The organism is Microbacterium commune, from assembly GCF_014836945.1.
Classification (GTDB): Bacteria; Actinomycetota; Actinomycetes; order Actinomycetales; family Microbacteriaceae; genus Microbacterium; species Microbacterium commune.
This window is the reverse complement of the sequence record NZ_JACSPX010000001.1, coordinates 1,907,382-1,925,639: the sequence shown is the minus strand read 5'-3', so window position 1 is coordinate 1,925,639 and position 18,258 is coordinate 1,907,382. Positions and strand designations below refer to the sequence as shown.

At 70.2% G+C, this 18,258-nt stretch carries 17 protein-coding genes and 1 tRNA gene; 6 read left to right on the top strand and 12 right to left on the bottom strand.

All coding sequences use genetic code 11. The features are described 5' to 3' along the window. Positions 1–6 precede the first annotated feature (6 nt). Genes H9633_RS08975 through H9633_RS08965 form a run of 3 tightly spaced genes read left to right on the top strand, consistent with a single transcriptional unit; the run spans position 7 to position 2,923 of the window. Entirely contained in the window at positions 7–690 is a 684-nt protein-coding gene (locus tag H9633_RS08975; protein WP_071643718.1) for a response regulator transcription factor, read from the top strand. Continuing rightward, complete coding sequence (locus H9633_RS08970) at positions 687–2,033, top strand: sensor histidine kinase (RefSeq protein ID WP_191712834.1); 1,347 nt, start codon at positions 687–689, stop codon at positions 2,031–2,033. The genes H9633_RS08975 and H9633_RS08970 overlap by 4 nt, the downstream gene beginning before the upstream one ends. Positions 2,034–2,089: 56 nt before the next feature. Continuing rightward, a complete protein-coding gene (locus H9633_RS08965) occupies positions 2,090–2,923 on the top strand; it encodes a hypothetical protein (RefSeq protein ID WP_191712833.1) in 834 nt (277 codons plus the stop codon). 48 nt (positions 2,924–2,971) lie between these two features. On the opposite strand, the gene H9633_RS08960 is transcribed toward H9633_RS08965, so the two are convergent. Both H9633_RS08960 and H9633_RS08955 read right to left on the bottom strand, forming a co-directional pair. Then, positions 2,972–3,526, bottom strand: coding sequence for a DUF1697 domain-containing protein (locus H9633_RS08960; protein ID WP_191712832.1), 555 nt, complete (start codon positions 3,524–3,526; stop codon positions 2,972–2,974). After that, positions 3,523–4,101: an isochorismatase family protein gene (locus H9633_RS08955; protein WP_191712831.1), complete on the bottom strand. Its 579-nt coding sequence runs from the start codon at positions 4,099–4,101 to the stop codon at positions 3,523–3,525. The genes H9633_RS08960 and H9633_RS08955 overlap by 4 nt, the downstream gene beginning before the upstream one ends. A gap of 501 nt (positions 4,102–4,602) precedes the next feature. Between H9633_RS08955 and H9633_RS08950 the strand changes: the two genes are divergently transcribed. Together H9633_RS08950 and H9633_RS08945 are read left to right on the top strand one after the other, a co-directional pair. Further along, positions 4,603–6,270: a sodium:solute symporter family protein gene (locus H9633_RS08950; RefSeq protein ID WP_071643856.1), complete on the top strand. Its 1,668-nt coding sequence runs from the start codon at positions 4,603–4,605 to the stop codon at positions 6,268–6,270. Next, positions 6,270–6,407 carry a putative transporter small subunit gene (locus H9633_RS08945; RefSeq protein WP_177243842.1) on the top strand — a complete coding sequence of 46 codons (138 nt, stop codon included), beginning with the start codon at positions 6,270–6,272 and terminating at the stop codon, positions 6,405–6,407. Before H9633_RS08950 ends, H9633_RS08945 begins: the two co-directional genes overlap by 1 nt. A 61-nt stretch (positions 6,408–6,468) precedes the next feature. On the opposite strand, the gene H9633_RS08940 is transcribed toward H9633_RS08945, so the two are convergent. The 10 genes from H9633_RS08940 to H9633_RS08895 form a co-directional block, all read right to left on the bottom strand. Next, a tRNA-Thr gene (locus tag H9633_RS08940) sits at positions 6,469–6,540 on the bottom strand. Between the two features lie 82 nt (positions 6,541–6,622). Next, positions 6,623–8,185, bottom strand: a complete 1,563-nt coding sequence (locus H9633_RS08935) for an alpha/beta hydrolase (protein WP_191712830.1) — start codon at positions 8,183–8,185, stop codon at positions 6,623–6,625. Next, positions 8,182–9,339, bottom strand: a complete 1,158-nt coding sequence (locus H9633_RS08930) for a DNA polymerase III subunit delta' (RefSeq protein WP_071643730.1) — start codon at positions 9,337–9,339, stop codon at positions 8,182–8,184. The genes H9633_RS08935 and H9633_RS08930 overlap by 4 nt, the downstream gene beginning before the upstream one ends. 48 nt (positions 9,340–9,387) lie before the next feature. Next, positions 9,388–10,017 carry a dTMP kinase gene (gene tmk, locus H9633_RS08925; RefSeq protein ID WP_191712829.1) on the bottom strand — a complete coding sequence of 210 codons (630 nt, stop codon included), beginning with the start codon at positions 10,015–10,017 and terminating at the stop codon, positions 9,388–9,390. Next, positions 10,014–12,875: a type I DNA topoisomerase gene (gene topA, locus H9633_RS08920; protein WP_191712828.1), complete on the bottom strand. Its 2,862-nt coding sequence runs from the start codon at positions 12,873–12,875 to the stop codon at positions 10,014–10,016. The genes tmk and topA overlap by 4 nt, the downstream gene beginning before the upstream one ends. A gap of 109 nt (positions 12,876–12,984) precedes the next feature. Next, positions 12,985–13,311 carry an Rv3654c family TadE-like protein gene (locus H9633_RS08915; protein WP_191712827.1) on the bottom strand — a complete coding sequence of 109 codons (327 nt, stop codon included), beginning with the start codon at positions 13,309–13,311 and terminating at the stop codon, positions 12,985–12,987. Positions 13,312–13,354: 43 nt separating this feature from the next. Next, positions 13,355–13,708 (bottom strand): TadE family type IV pilus minor pilin, encoded by a 354-nt coding sequence (locus H9633_RS08910; protein ID WP_191712826.1) that lies wholly within the window; start codon positions 13,706–13,708, stop codon positions 13,355–13,357. Continuing rightward, positions 13,708–13,920 (bottom strand): DUF4244 domain-containing protein, encoded by a 213-nt coding sequence (locus H9633_RS08905; protein ID WP_071643739.1) that lies wholly within the window; start codon positions 13,918–13,920, stop codon positions 13,708–13,710. Before H9633_RS08905 ends, H9633_RS08910 begins: the two co-directional genes overlap by 1 nt. A 45-nt stretch (positions 13,921–13,965) precedes the next feature. Then, positions 13,966–14,865, bottom strand: coding sequence for a type II secretion system F family protein (locus tag H9633_RS08900; protein ID WP_318247241.1), 900 nt, complete (start codon positions 14,863–14,865; stop codon positions 13,966–13,968). After that, positions 14,859–15,854 carry a TadA family conjugal transfer-associated ATPase gene (locus tag H9633_RS08895; RefSeq protein WP_191712825.1) on the bottom strand — a complete coding sequence of 332 codons (996 nt, stop codon included), beginning with the start codon at positions 15,852–15,854 and terminating at the stop codon, positions 14,859–14,861. Before H9633_RS08895 ends, H9633_RS08900 begins: the two co-directional genes overlap by 7 nt. A gap of 379 nt (positions 15,855–16,233) precedes the next feature. On the opposite strand from H9633_RS08895, the gene acs reads away from it, so the two are divergent. After that, positions 16,234–18,204, top strand: coding sequence for an acetate--CoA ligase (gene acs / locus H9633_RS08890; RefSeq protein ID WP_191712824.1), 1,971 nt, complete (start codon positions 16,234–16,236; stop codon positions 18,202–18,204). Positions 18,205–18,258 lie beyond the last annotated feature (54 nt).

Genomic DNA, 18,258 nt, shown 5'->3' with positions numbered 1-18,258 from the left:
GTGAGCATGCGGATCCTGATCGTCGATGACGAAGTGCGCCTCGCCGACGGCGTCCGTCGTGGGCTGGAGGCCGAGGGCATGGTCGTCGACGTCGCGCACAACGGCGTCGACGGCCTCGCCAGGGCACGTGACGACGACTACGACGCGATCGTGCTCGATGTGATGATGCCGGGGATGAGCGGATACCGGGTGTGCCAGGCGCTGCGCGCCGAGGGCGATTGGACGCCGGTGCTCTTCCTCACGGCGAAGGACGGCGAGTGGGATGAGGTCGAGGGGCTCGACACCGGCGGCGACGACTGGCTCACCAAGCCCTTCTCGTACCCCGTGCTCGTCGCCCGGCTGCGGGCGCTGGTCCGCCGCGGAGTGCGCGAGCGTCCCGCCGTGCTGGAGGCGAGCGACCTGCGTCTCGACCCTGCCGCTCGCCGGGTCTTCCGCGGCGAGACCGAGGTCACCCTCACCGCCCGGGAACTCGCGGTGCTCGACTTCCTGATGCGCCGCCGTGACGAGGTGGTGACGAAGGCCGAGATCATCACGAACGTGTGGGGTGCCGATTTCGACGGGGATGCGAACATCGTCGAGGTCTACATCGGGCATCTGCGCGCGAAGGTCGACCGCCCGTTCGGCCGGGAGAGCATCCAGACCGTCCGTGGCGCGGGCTATCGCCTGACGGGGCGGGATGCCAGGGCATGACCTCCCCGCTGCGCTCCATCCGCTCTCGCCTCACCATCGGCGCGCTGCTGGTCGTCGCCGTCGCGCTGATCGCCGGCTCGTTCGCGGCCGTGCAGGTGCTGCGGGCCACGTTGACGGACAGCGTCGCAGCGTCCGTCCGACAGGACGTCGACACGATCTCCGCGCAGCTCGAGCGCGGCCCCGGGCGCGTGGATGCCATCGACGACGATGTCCTCGTGCGGCTGCAGGACGTCGGCGATGACCACGGCGGCGAGCGCGACGAGGACGACACCGCAGGGCCGGCCCCGGATCAGACGAACGACGACGACGCCCGCGCCCTGCCCGTCGTGCGAGATGACCGCGCCCAGCGCATCGAGGTCGACGGAGATCCCTACCTCGCCGTCAGCGAGCAGACCGATCGCGGCACGCTCACCGTGGCGCGACCGCTCGACGGCGTCGAGGAGGCGGTGTCGGCGTCTGCCGTGCTGCTGGCGGTCGCCGTGCCGCTCGTGCTGGGCCTCGTCGGGCTGGTGATGTGGGTGGTGGCGACCCGCGCGCTCGCTCCCGTCGAGCGGCTGCGCCGGCAGGTGGATGCCATCGACGCGGCAGGCCTCGACCGACGGGTGGACGCCGCGCGAGACGACGAGCTGGGTGCGCTGGCCCGGACGATGAATCGGATGCTGGACCGTCTGGAGCACTCGCAGATCACGCAGCGCCGGTTCGTCAGCGACGCGTCGCACGAGCTGCGCTCGCCCCTGGCGACGATCCGCCAGCACGCGGAGCTGGCGGCAGCGCATCCGGAGGCGAGTTCTCTGCCTGCCCTGAGTCGCGTCGTGCTCGACGAAGGTGGGCGGATGCAGGAGCTCGTCGAAGGACTGCTGCTGCTGGCCCGGCTCGACGAGGGCCGCGACGCCCCCGTGGCGCCGACCGATGTCGACGACATCGCCCTGGCCGAGGTGCAGCGGCTGCGTGGCATGGGAATCGCCGTCGACGCCAGCGGGATCGGGCCCGGCCGCGTCGTCGGGAACGCAGCGCTGCTGGCTCGTGCGGCGCGCAACCTCGCCGACAACGCGGCTCGGCATGCCCGCGAGCGGGTGTCCATCCGCGTGGTCGAGCAGGGCGAGAGAGTGCTGCTGCAGGTCGAGGATGACGGGACGGGGATCCCGGTCGAGCAGCGCGAGCACATCTTCGACCGCTTCGTGCGGCTCGACGAGGCGCGAGCGAGGGATGCCGGCGGCAGCGGCCTCGGACTCGCCATCGTGCGGGAGATCGCTCTGGCGCACGGCGGCGAGGTCACCGCATCCGACGCCCCCTCCGGAGGGGCGCTGATGACTCTGGCCCTCCCCCGGTCCGCCGAAGCCTGAACGCGTCTTCAGGCGGCTTCAGGAGCGCTTCACCGCCCGCAGAGCACAGTGGAGACATGGACAACGACGAGAAGACCCCTGCCCCCTCCGACGACCCAGCAGGCCGCGACGCGGACCACCCGGCCGGCGCGGCTGTCGAGGCTCCCACCGAGCGCCTCGACGACGCCGTCGCGCCCGCGCCCGCAGGCTCGCCGGCCGCCGACGCCCCGTCCGAGGTGAAGAGCCCCGCACGCAGCCGCAATCGCCGGATCCTGATCGGTGCCGGTGCCGCCCTCGCACTGCTCGCCTTCGGCGGCGGCGCCTTCGCCATCGGCGCCGCCGTGGCCGATGACGACGACGACCGGCCCGGCATCCATGCACCCGGCTCCCGCGACGCGGACGAGCGCGGGGGCCGGCCCGGGAATGGCTCTGACGATGACCGCCGAGACGATGACGCTCAGCCCGGTGACGCCGGCGCGGTGTCCGTCCCCGTGAATGCTGCGGCGCTGCGCACGGCCGCGGAGACCGCGATCGAGCACGCGTCCGCCGAGGGCATCACCTCGATCGAGGTCGAGCGCGGCGGGTACGACATCGACGCCCGCCTGGCCGACGGCACTGGCGTCGACCTGTTCGTCACCGCCGAGGGCGCCGTGCGCGAGCGCGGGAGGGACGACGCGAGCGACGACGACGGTGACGATCCGCTGATCGACCTCGCTCAGCTCGGCGACATCCTCGCCGCTGCCCAGTCGGCCGCCCGCGATGAGGGCGCGACCGAGACGGCCTTCCACGCGCTGTCGACCAGCTCCTCCGGGGCCGTCTACGAGGTCGAGCTGCTCGGTGGCGACCGCACCGACGTCGAGGTCGAGCTCGACGCCGAACTCGGCGTGGTTCGGGTCGACGTCGACAGCTGAATCAGGCAGCTCGCAGAGCCGGGGGCGGTGCATCCGTCCCCGGCTCTGTCATGCGCTGACGGTGGGCGCGGTCAGCTGCACCAGCGTGCGCACCGTATTGCGGTTGCGGGCCGTGCCCGCGGTGCCCAGGGCACGATCGAGCACCGCCCGCGTGAGCTTGCTCGACGCGACGCCGCCCTGACCGTAGTCGATCCACAGCTCACGCCCGACGAGCGCGATGCGCTCACCCTGCTGCAGCCGGTCGGTGAGCTGCGCGACGGCTCCGGGAGCGGCATCGCCCTCGAGGAACATCGCGTGGACCATCCTGTCGAGCGCGGCGTCGGGGAACGGATCGTCGCGCTCGGCCCGTACGAGCTGATCGTGCGTGCGGGCGATCACCGGGGTGTCGACGCCGAATTCATCGGCGACGAGCGCCCGCACACTCGCGCACGCGACGGCCAGGTCGTCGGGCGCATCGCAGATGATGTTGCCGCTCGCGATGTAGGTCGCCACGTTCCGCAGGCCGCCGCGCCCAGACAGCAGCGCTCTCAGCTCGGCCATCGGCACCCGGTTCGCCCCCGAGACGTTCACCGCCCGCAGCAGCAGTGCGCAGCGCTCGGTCATCGTCCGGTGGGGGCGAGTTCGGCGCCGGCGTGCGCGAGCTCGGCCAGGGCGGCCGCGCTCGACTCCTCCGCGACGCCCGCGACAAGATCGGTGAGCACCCGCACCCGGATGCCGTGCGCGATCGCGTCCAGCGCGGAGGCTCGGACGCAGTGGTCTGTGGCGATGCCGACCACGTCGGCGTCGGTCACGCCGTGCGCGGTGAGGATCTCGGCCATGCGCTCCCCGCCGTCGGTCACGCCCTCGAACATCGAGTAGGCCGGGAGGCCCTGGCCCTTGCGCACATGGTGGGTGATGGCCGCAGTGTCGAGCAGGGGGTCGTATTGGGCACCCTGCGTTCCGGCGATGCAGTGCGTCGGCCAGGTGCCGACGTAGTCGGGCTGCGTCGAGATGTGCCCGCCGTTGTCGCTGTCGGGATCGTGCCAGTCGCGTGACGCGACGATGACGTCGTAGTCGGCGGCGTGCTCGGCCAGCAGCGCTGACACCGCCGCGGCCACCGCGTCGCCACCTGCGACGGCGAGCGCACCGCCCTCGGTGAAATCGTTCTGCACATCCACGATGAGAAGAGCCCTGGTCATGCACCGAGCGTACGCGTCGGACAGGCGCTGCGGCGTCCGTACCGTGATGCGCTGGGACCCGCATTTGACTTGCCCCGGGCGATTGCTACCGTGGAGAAGCGGGCCGGACACGCTCGCAGCGCTGCCGCCCGGTGACGAGCGCCCGCCCGCCGAGGACCCGAGGTCCGCTCGCGGGCGCGCCACGACGAACCGCCTGCGTCGTGAGCAGCGCCCGTTCTCTCCGGCTCGCGGGAGGCTTCGGCCTTCCGCGCACGCGCGCGTCGCTCCTCGGCGGGGGCGACATCCGCGCGCGTGCTCCCCGAGAGAAGAAACCGTATGCCGGCCAGTATCCGTTTCGCCCCCGTTCCGTCCGTCCGTCTGCTCACCGGCCCTCTGAAGGCCACCCTCCCGTCCCGTTAGCGCTCTCTTCTCCCGCCCCCCGGCAGTGCCGCCGGCCCTTCGACAAGAGAGAGAAACGTGGAAAACCTGCAAACCCTCGCCGGACCCGTCGTGGTCCTGCTCATGCTGCTGTTCTTCGGCGGCAGCCTGTACATGTCACTGCGCATCCGCAAGCGCACCGAGAACGCCGACGGCTACATGACCGGCGGCGGGAGGATCGGATTCGGCATCTCAGCCGCATCGATGACCGCCACCTGGATCTGGGCGGCGTCGATGTACGCCTCAGCCACTTCCGGCTACACCTACGGCATCTCCGGCCCCATCCACTACGGGCTCTGGGGCGCTCTGATGATCTTGCTCATCTACCCGTTCGGCAGGCGCATCCGGCGGGTGGCGCCCAAGGCGCACACCATCGCCGAGGTGATGTTCGCCCGCCACGGCCGCTCCAGTCAGCTCATGCTCGCCGGCTCCAACGTGCTCGGCAGCATCATCAGCCTCACCTCGAACCTCATCGCCGGCGGCGCGCTGATCTCGATGCTCTCGCCGTTCACGTTCGGGCAGGGCATCCTGGCCATCGGTGCGGGGGTGCTGCTCTACACGCTGTGGTCGGGATTCCGCGCGTCGGTGCTCACCGACTTCGCGCAGGTGTGCGCGATGCTGGGCGCCGTGATCGTGATCATCCCGGTCATCTTCTTCGCGGCCGGCGGACCGAGTCTGTTCGAGACGGGCGCGTCGAACCTCACCCCTCAGCAGGCGGACTTCTTCTCGTCCGACGCGTTCTTCAACCAGGGTGCGCCCTACATCGCCGCCGTGCTGGCATACGCGATCGGCAACCAGACCATCGCGCAGCGTCTGTTCGCCGTGCGCGAGGACCTGATCAAGAAGACGTTCGTCACCGCGACCTTCGGCTACGGAGCCACGATCATCGGCATCGGCATGCTGGGCGTCATCGCCCTCTACGCCGGGATCACGCCGGTGGGCGGCGACGTGAACAACCTGATCCCGCAGATGGCCGCCACCTACCTGTCGCCCCTGCTGCTGTGCGTCTTCTTCGTGATGATCATCGGTTCGCTCTCCTCGACGGCCGACGCCGACCTCACCGCCCTGTCGTCGATCGTGATGGCCGACATCTACGGCCAGAACGTCGCAGGCAAGAAGCGGGCGAACCCGCGGACCATGGTGCTGATCGGCCGCATCACGATGATCGTCGCGATGGTAGCCGGCCTGTTCTTCGCCGGAAGCCAGCTCAACATCCTCGACCTGCTCGTGTTCGTCGGCGCGCTCTGGGGTGCCCTGGTGTTCCCCGTGATCGCCAGCTTCTACTGGAACCGCGTCACGAACCTCGCGTTCTCCGTCTCGGTGGTGGTGGCCCTCGCCGCCTTCCTGCCCGTGCGCTTCGAGTGGGTCGAGCTGGCCGGGCCCGTCGCAGTCGTCTCCGACGTGCTCTCGACGATCGGCATCGGCGTGGTGCTGGGCCTGATGGCCTTCGGCTTCTTCGGCAAGCGCGTGGCGCTGATCGTCGCGACGGTGGCGACGCTGGCATCCGCTCCGTTCACCATCGGCTTCCTGCACACCTACCCGGTGCTGTCGGGCTCGCTGATCGCCTACGCGGTGTCGACGATCGTGTGCGTCGGGCTGACCCTGCCCAGCAGGAAGGCGGACTTCGACTTCGACCTGATCAAGCAGCGCACCGGCGATTTCGACTCCGTCGACACCGACGAGCTCAACACGGAGCTGCTGCAGCTCACCGAGACCGAGAAGCGGCTGTCGGCCGAGAACGAGAGGAACTGATGGAGATGTCCCCCATCGCATTGACCGCCTACCTCCTGGTGTGGCCCGTGATCGTGACGGGAACGCTCACCGTGATCGTGCGCGCCTTCGTCAAGGAGGCGAAGCAGGCCAAATCCGAGGGCCGTTCGATCATCTGATCGCTGGCTCCCACGGAGACGACTGCGGGCCCGGGATGCTGTGCATCCCGGGCCCGACCTGAGCCACCTGTCAGGATCGAACTGACGGCCTTCCCATTACGAGTGGGATGCTCTACCACTGAGCTAAGGTGGCGTGCGCAGCTGACTGCGGCACAGGAAACGATCCTACTACGACGATCGGGCGCGCGCGAAACCGGGCAGGCGCCGCCCGATGCTCACTCGCAGCGCAGGCCGTCGTCGGGAACCGTCCCGTCGATGAGGAAGCTCTCCACCGCGTCGTCGACACAGCTGCTGCCCTTGTTGTAGCCGGTGTGCCCCTCCCCCACTCGGGTGACGAGCACCCCGTTCTCGAGCTGCTGCGCGAGAGACTCCGACCACTCGTAGGGCGTCGCCGGGTCGTTGGTCGTCCCGACCACGACGATCGGCCCCGAGCCTGTCGCGGCGATCGGCTCACGCACGCCGACCGGCGGGTACGGCCACACCTCGCACGGGTCGGGGCCCTGCCAGTACGGGGCGAACGTCGGCGCGAGCTTCTCGATCTTCGCGATCGCCGCAGCCTCCGCGGCCGGGTCGTCCTCGACGGGGTAGTCCATGCAGTTGTAGGCCCGGAACGCCTCGGAGGAGTTGTCGGCGTAGGTGCCGTCGGGCTCGCGCCCGTTGTAGCTGTCGGCGAGCGCGAAGAGCACCGACGGGTCACCCTGCAGCACGGCGGTGAGACCCTGAGTGAGATACGGCCAGCTCTGCTCGCTGTACATCGCCGTGATCACGCCGGTGATCATCGTGTCGACGGTCAGCATCCGCCCGTCGCCGTTCTCGATCGGCGTCCGAGCCACCGTCGCCAGCAGCGCCTGGAAGTCGGCGATGCCCTCATCGACCGAGCCGTTGAACGGGCACTCGGCGGTCGAGACGCAGTCGGAGAGGTAGGCGCGCAGCGCCGACTCGAAGCCGACAGCCTGCGTCGTGCCGACGTCCAGCCCCGGCACGGACGGGTCGATCGCCCCGTCGAGCACCAACCGCTGTGCGCGTTCGGGGAACAGCTTCGCGTAGGTGGCGCCGAGGAAGGTGCCGTACGAGTAGCCGAGGTAGTTCAGCGTCTTGTCGCCGAGCACCGCTCGGATCAGATCCATGTCGCGCGCCGAGTTCACCGTCGTGATGTGGGGCAGCAGCCCGTCGCTGTTCGCCTTGCACGCGTCGGCGTACTGCTGGTTGCGCGCGGTGATCTCCGCCTCCCACTCGGGGGTGTCTCGCGGAGCGTCGAGCACCCCGTAGTTGTACTCGTCCATCTGCTCGGCGTCGAGACAGGCGACCGCGCTCGAGCGGCCGACGCCGCGCGGGTCGAAGCCGATCACGTCGAAGCGCTCGATCAGGGCGGGGCCGACGGCGTACTCCAGACTCTGTGCCACGAAGTCGTAGGCGCTCGAGCCGGGGCCGCCCGGGTTGATCAGAAGCGACCCCTGGAACTCTCCGGTCGCCTGGTGGCGGATCAGCGCGAGCGTGAGGTCGCCCGCCGTCGGATCCTCCCAGTCGCGCGGGGCCGTGACCTCGGTGCAGTCGAACCGAGCTCCGCATGCCTCCCACTCGAGTGCCTGCGAGTAGTACGGCTCCAGCTCGGCCGGCACGCCGGATGCGTCGGGGTCTCGGGAGATGGAGGTCGGTGCGTCCGGGATCTGCGCGTAGAGGCATCCGGAGAGCACGAGCGACGCAGCGGCGAGACCCGCCAGCACAGCGGCCGCGCGCCGCAGCGGGCGCAGGGATCGAGACCTGACGATTCGGTTCACGGGGTCCTTCCGCTGGAGACCGTCACGAGAAGACTCTCGACGGCGAGGAGGGGTGCGACGTTGCGCTCGAGGGATTCGCGGGTGGCGGCCACCGCATCCAGCACGATGATGGTGCGCTCGACCGACCACGCGTCTGCGATGCGGTCGAGCTCATCGCGCAGTTCGCGGTTGATCAGCTCGTCACCGCGCCCGAACTGCAGCATGACGACGTCACGGTACAGCGACTGGAGGTCGGTGAGCACCCGGTCGATCCCGTCGCGCAGGCTGCGCGTCGCGCGCTTGCGCTGATCGTCTTCGAGGGCGCTGATCTGCGCGCGCAGCGCGGTCGGAACGGCCTGCCCTTCGGCGATGCCCACGGTGCGCAGCAGTGCGGCCCGCTCGGCGGCGTCGCGCTCGGCGGTGAGCGCCTTCGCGTCGTCGGTCGCGGCCTGGATGATCCGCCCGGCCACCTCGACGGCCGTGCTGACTCCGCGAACGCCGAGCACGGCGCGCAGCGTCTCGTCACGTCGTCGGCGTGCGTCATCGTCGGTCGCCAGCCGCTGCGCCATTCCAATGTGGCGCTGCGCGTGTCTGGCGGCCTGCTCGGCGACTGCGGGGTCGACCCCGGTGCGTGCGGCGACGAGCCGGGCGACATCGTCGACGTCGGGCTCGCGCAGCCGCAGGGCCCGCACGCGCGAGCGGATGGTGGGCAGCAGGTCTGCCTCGCTGGGCGCGCACAGCACCCACACCGTCTTCTCCGGCGGTTCTTCGAGGGCTTTCAGCAGCACGTTGGACGTGCGCTCGACCATGCGGTCGGCGTCTTCGACGATGATCACCCGATAGCGTCCGGCGGACGGCGCGAAGTACGACCGCTCGACCAGTGCGCGGGCCTCGGCGATGGTGATGATCACCTTGTCGGTGCGCAGAGCCGTGACATCGGGATGGGTTCGCGCGAGCACCTGACGCATCGTGGCCTCATCGCTCGGATCCTCAGCGATCAGCGCGGCGGCGAACGCGTAGGCCAGCGTGGAGCGCCCTGAGCCCGGGGGGCCGGTGATCAGCCAGGCGTGCGAGAGCGAAGCCGGATCGGCTGCGGCCTGGCGGAGGGTCTGCACGGCGGCATCCTGCCCCCATACGTCCGTCCAGGGGAACGGCGCGGTGGCGAGGGCGGTCATGCTCTCCAGCCTATCCGCGGGGCCGACATCGGCCGATGCCCTGCGTGCTCAGACGATCACCGACATGCGCGCCCGGATCAGCACGGCGATGTCGTCGGGGTCGAGCGAGGCGTCGACGACCAGGAACCGCTGCGGCTCGGCTGCGGCGAGCGCGAGATAGGCCGATCGCACGCGGGCGTGGAAGTCCTCCCTCTCCGCCTCGAGGCGGTCGAACGGCTTGTCCTCGGCGTCCAGCCGGCGCCGCGCCGTCGACGGATCGAGGTCGAGAAGCACCGTCAGATCCGGCAGCGCGCCTTCGGTCGCCCACAGCGAGAGGTCGCGCACCTCGATCGCGTCGAGCACACGTCCGGCACCCTGATAGGCGACGGACGAGTCGAGATAGCGATCCTGGATGACGATCTCTCCGCGCGCCAGCGCAGGTCGCACGACCGTCGCGACATGGTGCGCGCGGTCGGCGGCGTACAGCAGAGCCTCTGCCCGGGGCGCGATGTCGCCGCGGTGGTGCAGCACGATGTCGCGGATCAGGACGCCGACCTCGGAGCCACCGGGCTCGCGCGTGCGCAGCACGGTGCGGCCGCGCTGCTGCATCCACTCAGCGAGCAGGCCCGCCTGGGTGGTCTTGCCCGAGCCGTCGCCGCCCTCCAGCGTGATCCACAGTCCCGGCCGTTCCGAGGTCACGAGCCTGCCCGGGCCGCTGCGCGCGCCGCATCCGCCTTCGCGATCGCGTTCGCCTTGCGCGTGGCCGCGGCCTTCTTCGCGGCCTCGGAACGCGCAGCCGCCTTCTCGGCATCCGACGTCGCGGGTGCCTTGTCGGCCGCCGGCTTCTTCGCGGCCGACTTCTTGGCGGGTGCCTTCTTGGCAGGTGCCTTCTTGGCAGGTGCCTTCTTGGCGCCCCGCTTGGCCGCAGGTCCCTTCGCGCGCTTGTCGGCGAGCATCTGCACCGCGATCTCGAACGTCACGTCATCGGGCGTCTGACCCCGCGGGATCGTGACGTTGGTCTCGCCGTCGGTGACGTAGGCGCCGAAGCGGCCGTCACGGATGCGGATCGGCTTGCCGCTGACCGGATCGGCCTCGAACTCCTTCAGCGCGCTGGATGCCTTGCGCCCGCCGTACTTCGGCTGCGCGTACAGCTCGAGCGCCTGCTCGAGCGTGACGTCGAAGATCTGCGACTCGCTCTCCAGCGAGCGCGAGTCCGTCCCCTTCTTCAGGTAGGGCCCGAATCGACCGTTCTGCGCGGTGATCTCCTCACCGGTGGCAGGGTCGGCACCGACCACACGGGGCAGGCTGAGCAGCTGCAGCGCGGTGTCGAGGTCGATCGTGTCGACCGACATCGACCGGAACAGCGACGCGGTGCGCGGCTTCGGAGCTGCGTCCTTCTTGGTCTTCTTCTTCGGCTTGTCGACGACCTCGCCGGTCGCCTCGTCGACGGAGTCGTCGTCGGAGACCGGATCGTTCTCCTGCACGTACGGACCGAAGCGGCCGTCCTTGACGACGATGATCTTGCCGTTCTCGGGGTTCTCGCCGAGCACGCGGTCGCCGGCCACGGGTGCGTCGATCAGCTCGCGCGCCTTGTCGGCGGTGAGCTCGTCGGGCGCCAGGTCCTCGGGCACGTTGACGATGCGCGGCTTGGCCTCGGGGTTCGCCGGGTCCACGACCTCGAGGTAGGGACCGTATTTGCCGAACCGCAGGGTCGCATCATCGGTGATCCGCGTCGAGTTCAGCGCTCGCGCGTCGATCTCGCCGAGGTTGTCGACGACCTGTCGCAGGCCCACCTGATTCTCGGAGCCGTAGTAGAAGGACTTCAGCCATTCGACGCGGTTCTGCTCGCCGCGGGCGATGGCGTCGAGGTCGTCTTCGAGGGCCGCGGTGAAGTCGTAGTCGATGAGGTCGGCGAAGTGCTGCTCCAGCAGCCGGACCACGCTGAACGCCAGCCACGTGGGCACGAGCGCCTGGCCGCGCTTGGTCGCATATCCGCGATCGATGACGGTGCCGATGATGCTGGCGAAGGTCGAGGGCCGGCCGATGCCGTGCTCTTCGAGGGCCTTCACGAGCGACGCCTCGGTGTAGCGCGGCTTCGGTGTGGTGCGGTGGCCCTTCGCGACGGATTCGCCGATGGCCAGTTCGTCGCCGACGGCGACCGCCGGCAGCGACTGGTCGGCTGACGAGTCCTGCGCGTTGCGCTTCTCGTCGCGGCCCTCTTCGTACGCCTCGAGGAAGCCCTTGAACGTGTAGACCGTTCCGGATGCGGTGAACTCGACCCGCTTGCCGGCAGCCTCGGTCTCGAGGGTGATCGTGGTCGTCTCGTACTTGGCATCCGACATCTGGCTGGCGACGGTGCGCTTCCAGATCAGGTCGTACAGGCGCTGCTCTTCGCGGTCGAGCCCCGAGGACACCGACGCCGGGGTGCGAAACGTCTCACCCGACGGACGGATCGCCTCGTGCGCCTCCTGGGCGTTCTTGCTCTTCGACTTGTACACGCGAGGCTTCAGCGGCACCGCCGAGTCGCCGTACAGCGCGACCGCCTGGCTGCGCGCGGCCTGGATCGCCTGCGTGCTCAGCGCGACCGAGTCGGTGCGCATATAGGTGATGTACCCCTTCTCGTAGAGTCGCTGGGCGACGCTCATCGCCTGCTTGGCACTCATCGAGAGCTTTCGTCCGGCCTCCTGCTGAAGCGTGGACGTGGTGAAGGGCGCGTAGGGGCTGCGGGTGCCGGGTTTCGCCTCGACCTTGGCGACGGTCGCGGTGCCCGCGGCGTCGACGGCGGCGGCGAGCGCCTCGGCGTCGGCCTCGGAGAGCACGACGACGGCCTTCTTGAGCTTTCCGGTGTCGTCGAAGTCGGTTCCGCGGGCCAGCTGCCCGCCGTCGACGCGCACGAGACGCACGCCGAACGCGGCGCCGGTCGACGACGCCTGCGCCTCGACGTCCCAGTACTCGGCCGAGACGAAAGCCATCCGCTCGCGCTCGCGCTCGACGACCATGCGCGTGGCGGCCGATTGCACCCGCCCGGCAGAGAGACCCGACTTGACCTTGTACCAGAGCACCGGCGAGACGTCCCACCCGTACAGGCGGTCAAGGATGCGACGGGTCTCCTGTGCGTCGACGAGGGCCAGGTCGAGCTCGCGCGTGTTGCCCACGGCGGCCTGGATGGCGTCCTTGGTGATCTCGTGGAAGACCATGCGCTTGACCGGCACCTTCGGCTTGAGCGTCTCGAGCAGATGCCAGGCGATGGCCTCGCCTTCGCGGTCCTCATCCGTGGCGAGCAGCACCTCGTCGGCGCTCTTCAGCGCGCGACGCAGCTCGGCGACCGTCTTCGTCTTCCGATCGGACACCACGTAGTAGGGGTCGAAGCCGTTCTCGACGTCGATCGAGTACTTGCCGTACGCCTTCTTGTCCTCGGCGGGGATGTCCTTCTTGTCGGCGAGGTCGCGGATGTGGCCCACAGAGCTGAGCACTTCGTAGTCGTCGCCGAGGTATCCCTGGATCGACCTCATCTTCGTCGGGGACTCGACGATGACGAGCTTCTTGCCTTGTGCCAAGGGGCGTCCTTTCTTCGAAGCACACCATACACACCGCGATCCCGGCGTGAGCCGAGAGCTCGTCAGACGAGTGGGCTGACGCGCGGGCGGTGCGAGGGGCGTCGCACGTTCAGCTTTTCGGCGGCCCCGCTCGGGCGCGGGCGACGGCGACCAGTCCAGAGTACGCGGAACTGACCTCCACCGTCGCCGTGAGGGCGTCGACCGCGCACGAGACGAGTCGCGATCCGGATGCTTCCGCAACCCGCGCCGCGAGAGCACAGGCGTCCTCCCCGGTGATGACGGCCCCGGAGACGACGTCGGCTGCGGCGAGCGCTGCGGCGTCGGCCGCTCCGGCCGTGCGCTGCGCGGTGACGGCGGCGCCGCCCACCGCAGCCAGTCCGAGCGATAGGGCGGCCGCGACCGTGACCACGCCGGCGGCGAGCGCGGTCCCGCTCATGCCGCACACCGTTCCCGCCCCGGGGCGGAGGGCTGCGCGGAGGTCACAGCCCACCGGCCAGGGCACAGCTCGATGCGCTCAGCGGCACCGAGATCAGCCGACCGATGCGCATGTCGAGGGATGCCGTCACGCAGACGAGGTCACCCGCCGACCGGGATGCCGATGACGCGCCGTCCACGGCATCCCGGATCACCGCGGCTGCTCGAGCAGACGTCTCGCCCCGCCCCAGCAGACGGGCAGCGTCCGCTGCGGCATCCTGCAGCGAGACCTGCGTCGCGGCGGCGGCGAGCGCCCCGACACCGAACGCGATGGCGATGAGCGCCGCCGGCAGCGCGACCGCGCGCTCGGCGGCGACCGACCCGCGGGCGCCGCCGAGCTCGCGAGAAGAGCGTGGCATCAGGCGACCGTGAGCGCCCGTCGGACGAGGTCGGTGAGGATGCCCCTCACCTCGTCGGAGCGCATGATCACCACGAGCAGACCGGCGAAGGCCACGGCGGCCATCGTCGTGATCGCGTATTCGGCGGTGGCGGCTCCTGTCTCGTCGGTGAACAGCTCGGCCGCTCGGCTTCTGGTGAGCGGGGGCAGCGGGTCGGTGCAGGGTGCGGTCATGGTGTTCCTTCTCTCTTGTGCGGGGCGACTCTCGCCCTCGACGTGTCAGATGTGCAGGGGCGTGGAGGCGAGCACGCTGAGCATGAGCGGCGCGACCCCGAGCAGGAGGAATGCGGGCAGCGTGCATGCACCCAGGGGCAGCAGCAGCTGCGAAGAGAGCCTGGCCGCGCGCACGCGCCCTCGTACACGCGACTCGTGGCGCTGCTGCGCGGCGCTCGCGCGCAGCAGCTCGCCGGCCGGAACTCCGGCGGAGCGCGACAGCTCGAGCACCGCGTCCGTGGTGCTGCGATCGTCCGACAGCGCGGCCGGGCTGTGCTCGACGAGCCGCAGCGCCCGCGGGATGCCGACGCCGCCGGCGAGCGCCACCGCGACCAGTTCGGCGTGCATGCCCGGGGTGCCGCTCTCGGGCTGCGCGGCCCGGACCATGCGTCCGGTCCACCAGCGCGCAACGAGAACCAGAGCGGTGCCGAGCACGACGCAGGCAATGCCGAACGGGTTGCTCACCAGCACGCCGACCGTGTCGAAGCCGAGCGCGAACCCCAGCAGCAGTCCGGCGAACGGCAGCCAGAGCAGCAGTCGCGCGGTCCCGGTCGGCTCGGCAAGCGCGACCCGCACGTCGTCGGCGGCGGAGGCGGCATCCTGCAGAGACTCCGACAGCGCCCGCAGCACGTCGGCCAGCGGAGCACCGACGGTGGTCGCGATCTCCCAGGCGGCGGCGACGTCCGACCACACCCCGTTCTCCGCGTCGATCGCGCCGACGAGCTCGGCCCCGGCGTCCACCCGCGCGACGATCCGACCCGCGACGGCGTCGCCGGTGTCTGCGAGATGGCGCCACGCGGTGTGCGGGCGGGTTCCCGCCTGCAGCAGCACGGCCAGCGTGCGCACCGCGGCAGCGGCCCGCTGCGGGTCGTTCTGGTGCAGGCGCTGACGCCCCCACCTCACCACGGCTGCACCTCCTCCATCGCCAGGCGATCGCCGCGCAGCGCGAATCTGCCGGCGTGCGCGATGCGCCGCCGCCCGTCCGTGCCGCGCTCCAGATGCAGCACCACCGTGAATGCGCTGACCACCTGTCGAGCCAGGGCCGTGGCGTCCATCCCGGCGAGGGCGCCGAGTGCCTCCATGCGTGCCGGCACGTCGGCCAGCCCTGAGGCGTGCAGCGTTCCCGCGCCGCCGTCGTGGCCGGTGTTCAGCGCGGTCAGCAGCTCGCGCACCTCCTCGCCACGACACTCCCCGACGACGAGCCGGTCGGGCCGCATGCGCAGCGACTCACGAACGAGCATCGCGAGCGTGATGCGGCCGGCGCCTTCGAGGTTCGCCTGGCGCGCTTCGAGCGAGATGTGATGCGGATGCCGGGGGCGCAGCTCCGCGACGTCCTCGATGGTGACGATCCGCTCCCCCTCGCCCACCTCGGACAGCAGTGCGGCGAGCAGCGTGGTCTTGCCCGTGCCGGTTCCGCCGGTGATCAGCACATTGGCCCGCTCGCGCACCAGCCGCGCCAGCCAGACGCGCTGCACGTCGCCGAATGTTCCGGAGGCGGCGAGCGCGGCGAGGTCGGCGCCGAGCACGCGGGGGATGCGCACCGACAGCGCCGTGCCGGTGACCGAGACCGGAGCGAGGACGGCATGCACGCGGATGCCGGAGGGGAGCCGCACGTCGACGCAGGGCGACTGATCGTCGAGGTGGCGCCCACCGGCGGCGACGAGGGCGACCGCGAGGTCGCGCACCTCGCGCTCCGACGCGCGCCACGTCGGCACTCGCTCGGCACCGCGGCCTCGATCGACGTAGAGACCGTCCGCGCCGTTGACGAAGATGTCCGTCACGGCGGCGTCGCGCACATGCTCGGCGAGCGCACCCAGGGCAGGATCCACGTCGACGACGGCGTGCTCGGCGTGCGCGTCGGGCTGTCGGGCTCGGAAGACGAACGGTTCGGGCATGCGACGACGTTAGGCGGGCGTCCGCGTCCGGCGCGGCCGGATTCCCACGTGATGTGCACAACTGCGTCGTGGCCTGCCCTGTGCAGACGGACCGGCCCTGCAGACGACTGCGCGGCAGAGCGTCCGCAGACGGACGGGCGGCACCTCACGGGGGGAATGAGGTGCCGCCCACGCGCGGCCCGGAGATGAGGGGGGCACCCGGGCGCGCTGAAGCCGTATACGAATCGGCTGAGGTCAGTGTACGCACCGCTCGCGAGATGCGGCAAACCCCCGCCACTACCGACTTTCGACAGTAGGCCGCGCCCTGCGCCGGGACTAGATTCGCCGTGTCACGGTCGTGTCTCGGCACGATCACCCGACCGCGCAAAGGAGCGAGTGCATGAGCAGCCAGATCGACCACCTCCTCGACGAGGCCCGCAGATTCCCGCCGTCAGAGGAGTTCGTCGCTCAGTCAATCGACGACCCCGCCCTCTACGAGCGGGCCGCCGCTGACCGCGAGGGCTTCTGGGGCGAGCAGGCCAGGGAGAGTGTCCACTGGCACAAGCCGTTCACGCGCGTGCTCGACTGGTCGAACCCGCCGTTCGCGAAGTGGTTCGACGACGGCGAGCTCAACGTGGCATACAACTGCCTCGACCGGCACGTGGAAGCAGGTCACGGCGACCGGGTGGCCATCCTCTGGGAGGGAGAGCCCGGCGACGAGCGCCGCATCACGTACGCCGAGCTCACCGATGAGGTGAAACGTGCCGCCAACGTGCTGCAGGACCTCGGCGTCGGTCAGGGCGACCGCGTCGCCATCTACCTGCCGATGATCCCCGAGGCCGTCATCTCGATGCTCGCCGTGGCTCGCCTCGGCGCCATCCACTCGGTCGTGTTCGGCGGCTTCAGCGCCGACAGCCTGCGATCGCGGATCGACGACGCCGGAGCCAAGCTCGTGATCACCGCCGACGGCGGCTACCGCAAGGGAAAGGTGTCGGCCCTCAAGCCCGCCGTCGATCAGGCACTCAGCGACCGCAATGGCGAAGGCGAGCAGCAGACCGTCGAGCACGTGCTCGTCGTCAGGCGCGGGGGCAACGAGGTCGACTGGGATGACGAGCGCGACGTCTGGTGGCACGATGTCGTGCCGCAGGCATCCGGTGAGCACGAGGCTCAGGCCTTCCCCGCCGAGAACCCGCTGTTCATCCTGTACACGTCGGGCACGACCGGAAAGCCGAAGGGCATCCTGCACACGTCCGGTGGGTATCTGGTGCAGGCCGCCTACACGCACAAGTACGTCTTCGACCTGCACCCTGAGAGCGACGTCTTCTGGTGCACGGCTGACATCGGCTGGGTCACCGGGCACAGCTACGTGGCGTACGGCCCGCTGGCCAACGGCGCCACCCAGGTTCTCTTCGAGGGCACGCCGGACTCGCCGCACCCCGGCCGGTGGTGGGAGCTGATCGAGAAGTACGGCGTGACGATCTTCTACACCGCGCCGACGGCGATCCGCTCGTTCATGAAGCTCGGTCGTCAGATCCCGCAGAAGTTCGACCTGTCGAGCCTGCGCCTGCTCGGCTCGGTGGGCGAGCCGATCAACCCCGAGGCATGGATGTGGTACCGCGAGGTCATCGGCGCGGACAGGACCCCCATCGTCGACACGTGGTGGCAGACCGAGACGGGTGCGATCATGGTCTCCCCTCTTCCCGGCATCACCGCGGCCAAGCCCGGTTCCGCCCAGGTGCCCATCCCCGGCATCTCCATCGACGTCACCGACGACGACGGCAACGAGGTGGGCAACGGCAACGGCGGACTGCTCGTCATCACCGAGCCATGGCCGTCGATGCTGCGCGGCATCTGGGGCGACCCGGAGCGATTCAAGGAGACCTACTGGGACAAGTTCAAGGACAAGGGGTACTACTTCGCCGGTGACGGCGCACGTCTGGACGAGGACGGCGATCTGTGGCTGCTCGGCCGCGTCGACGATGTGATGAACGTGTCAGGTCATCGCCTGTCGACGACCGAGATCGAGTCGTCGCTGGTCGCTCATGAGGCCACCGCCGAGGCCGCCGTCGTGGGGGCGTCGGATGAGACCACCGGCCAGGCGGTGGTCGCCTTCGTGATCATCAAGCAGAGCTATCTCGAGGCGCATTCGCCGGAGGGCCTGGCGACTCTGCTGCGCGGCTGGGTCGGCGAGCAGATCGGCCCGATCGCCCGTCCGCGCGATGTGTACGTCGTGAACGAGCTGCCGAAGACCCGATCGGGCAAGATCATGCGGCGTCTGCTGCGCGACGTCGCCGAGGGCCGCGAGGTCGGCGACACGACGACGCTCGCCGACACCATGGTGATGAGCACCATCACCAGCCAGGTCAAGTAGTTCCTGAGGATCGCCGAGGCGCCATCACCGTCGAGGCCCCCGGCGGCAGCCGCT

Bases quoted from the DNA above. Each gene is read 5' to 3' on its own strand.
- H9633_RS08905 (WP_071643739.1), bottom strand. From the start codon at position 13,920: ATGACCGCACCCTGCACCGACCCGCTGCCCCCGCTCACCAGAAGCCGA.
- H9633_RS08930 (WP_071643730.1), bottom strand. From the start codon at position 9,339: ATGACCGCCCTCGCCACCGCGCCGTTCCCCTGGACGGACGTATGGGGG.
- acs (WP_191712824.1), top strand. From the start codon at position 16,234: ATGAGCAGCCAGATCGACCACCTCCTCGACGAGGCCCGCAGATTCCCG.
- H9633_RS08970 (WP_191712834.1), top strand. From the start codon at position 687: ATGACCTCCCCGCTGCGCTCCATCCGCTCTCGCCTCACCATCGGCGCG.
- H9633_RS08945 (WP_177243842.1), top strand. From the start codon at position 6,270: ATGGAGATGTCCCCCATCGCATTGACCGCCTACCTCCTGGTGTGGCCC.
- H9633_RS08950 (WP_071643856.1), top strand. From the start codon at position 4,603: ATGCTGCTGTTCTTCGGCGGCAGCCTGTACATGTCACTGCGCATCCGC.
- H9633_RS08915 (WP_191712827.1), bottom strand. From the start codon at position 13,311: ATGAGCGGGACCGCGCTCGCCGCCGGCGTGGTCACGGTCGCGGCCGCC.
- H9633_RS08895 (WP_191712825.1), bottom strand. From the start codon at position 15,854: ATGCCCGAACCGTTCGTCTTCCGAGCCCGACAGCCCGACGCGCACGCC.
- H9633_RS08955 (WP_191712831.1), bottom strand. From the start codon at position 4,101: ATGACCAGGGCTCTTCTCATCGTGGATGTGCAGAACGATTTCACCGAG.
- H9633_RS08975 (WP_071643718.1), top strand. From the start codon at position 7: ATGCGGATCCTGATCGTCGATGACGAAGTGCGCCTCGCCGACGGCGTC.
- H9633_RS08960 (WP_191712832.1), bottom strand. From the start codon at position 3,526: ATGACCGAGCGCTGCGCACTGCTGCTGCGGGCGGTGAACGTCTCGGGG.
- H9633_RS08910 (WP_191712826.1), bottom strand. From the start codon at position 13,708: ATGCCACGCTCTTCTCGCGAGCTCGGCGGCGCCCGCGGGTCGGTCGCC.
- H9633_RS08965 (WP_191712833.1), top strand. From the start codon at position 2,090: ATGGACAACGACGAGAAGACCCCTGCCCCCTCCGACGACCCAGCAGGC.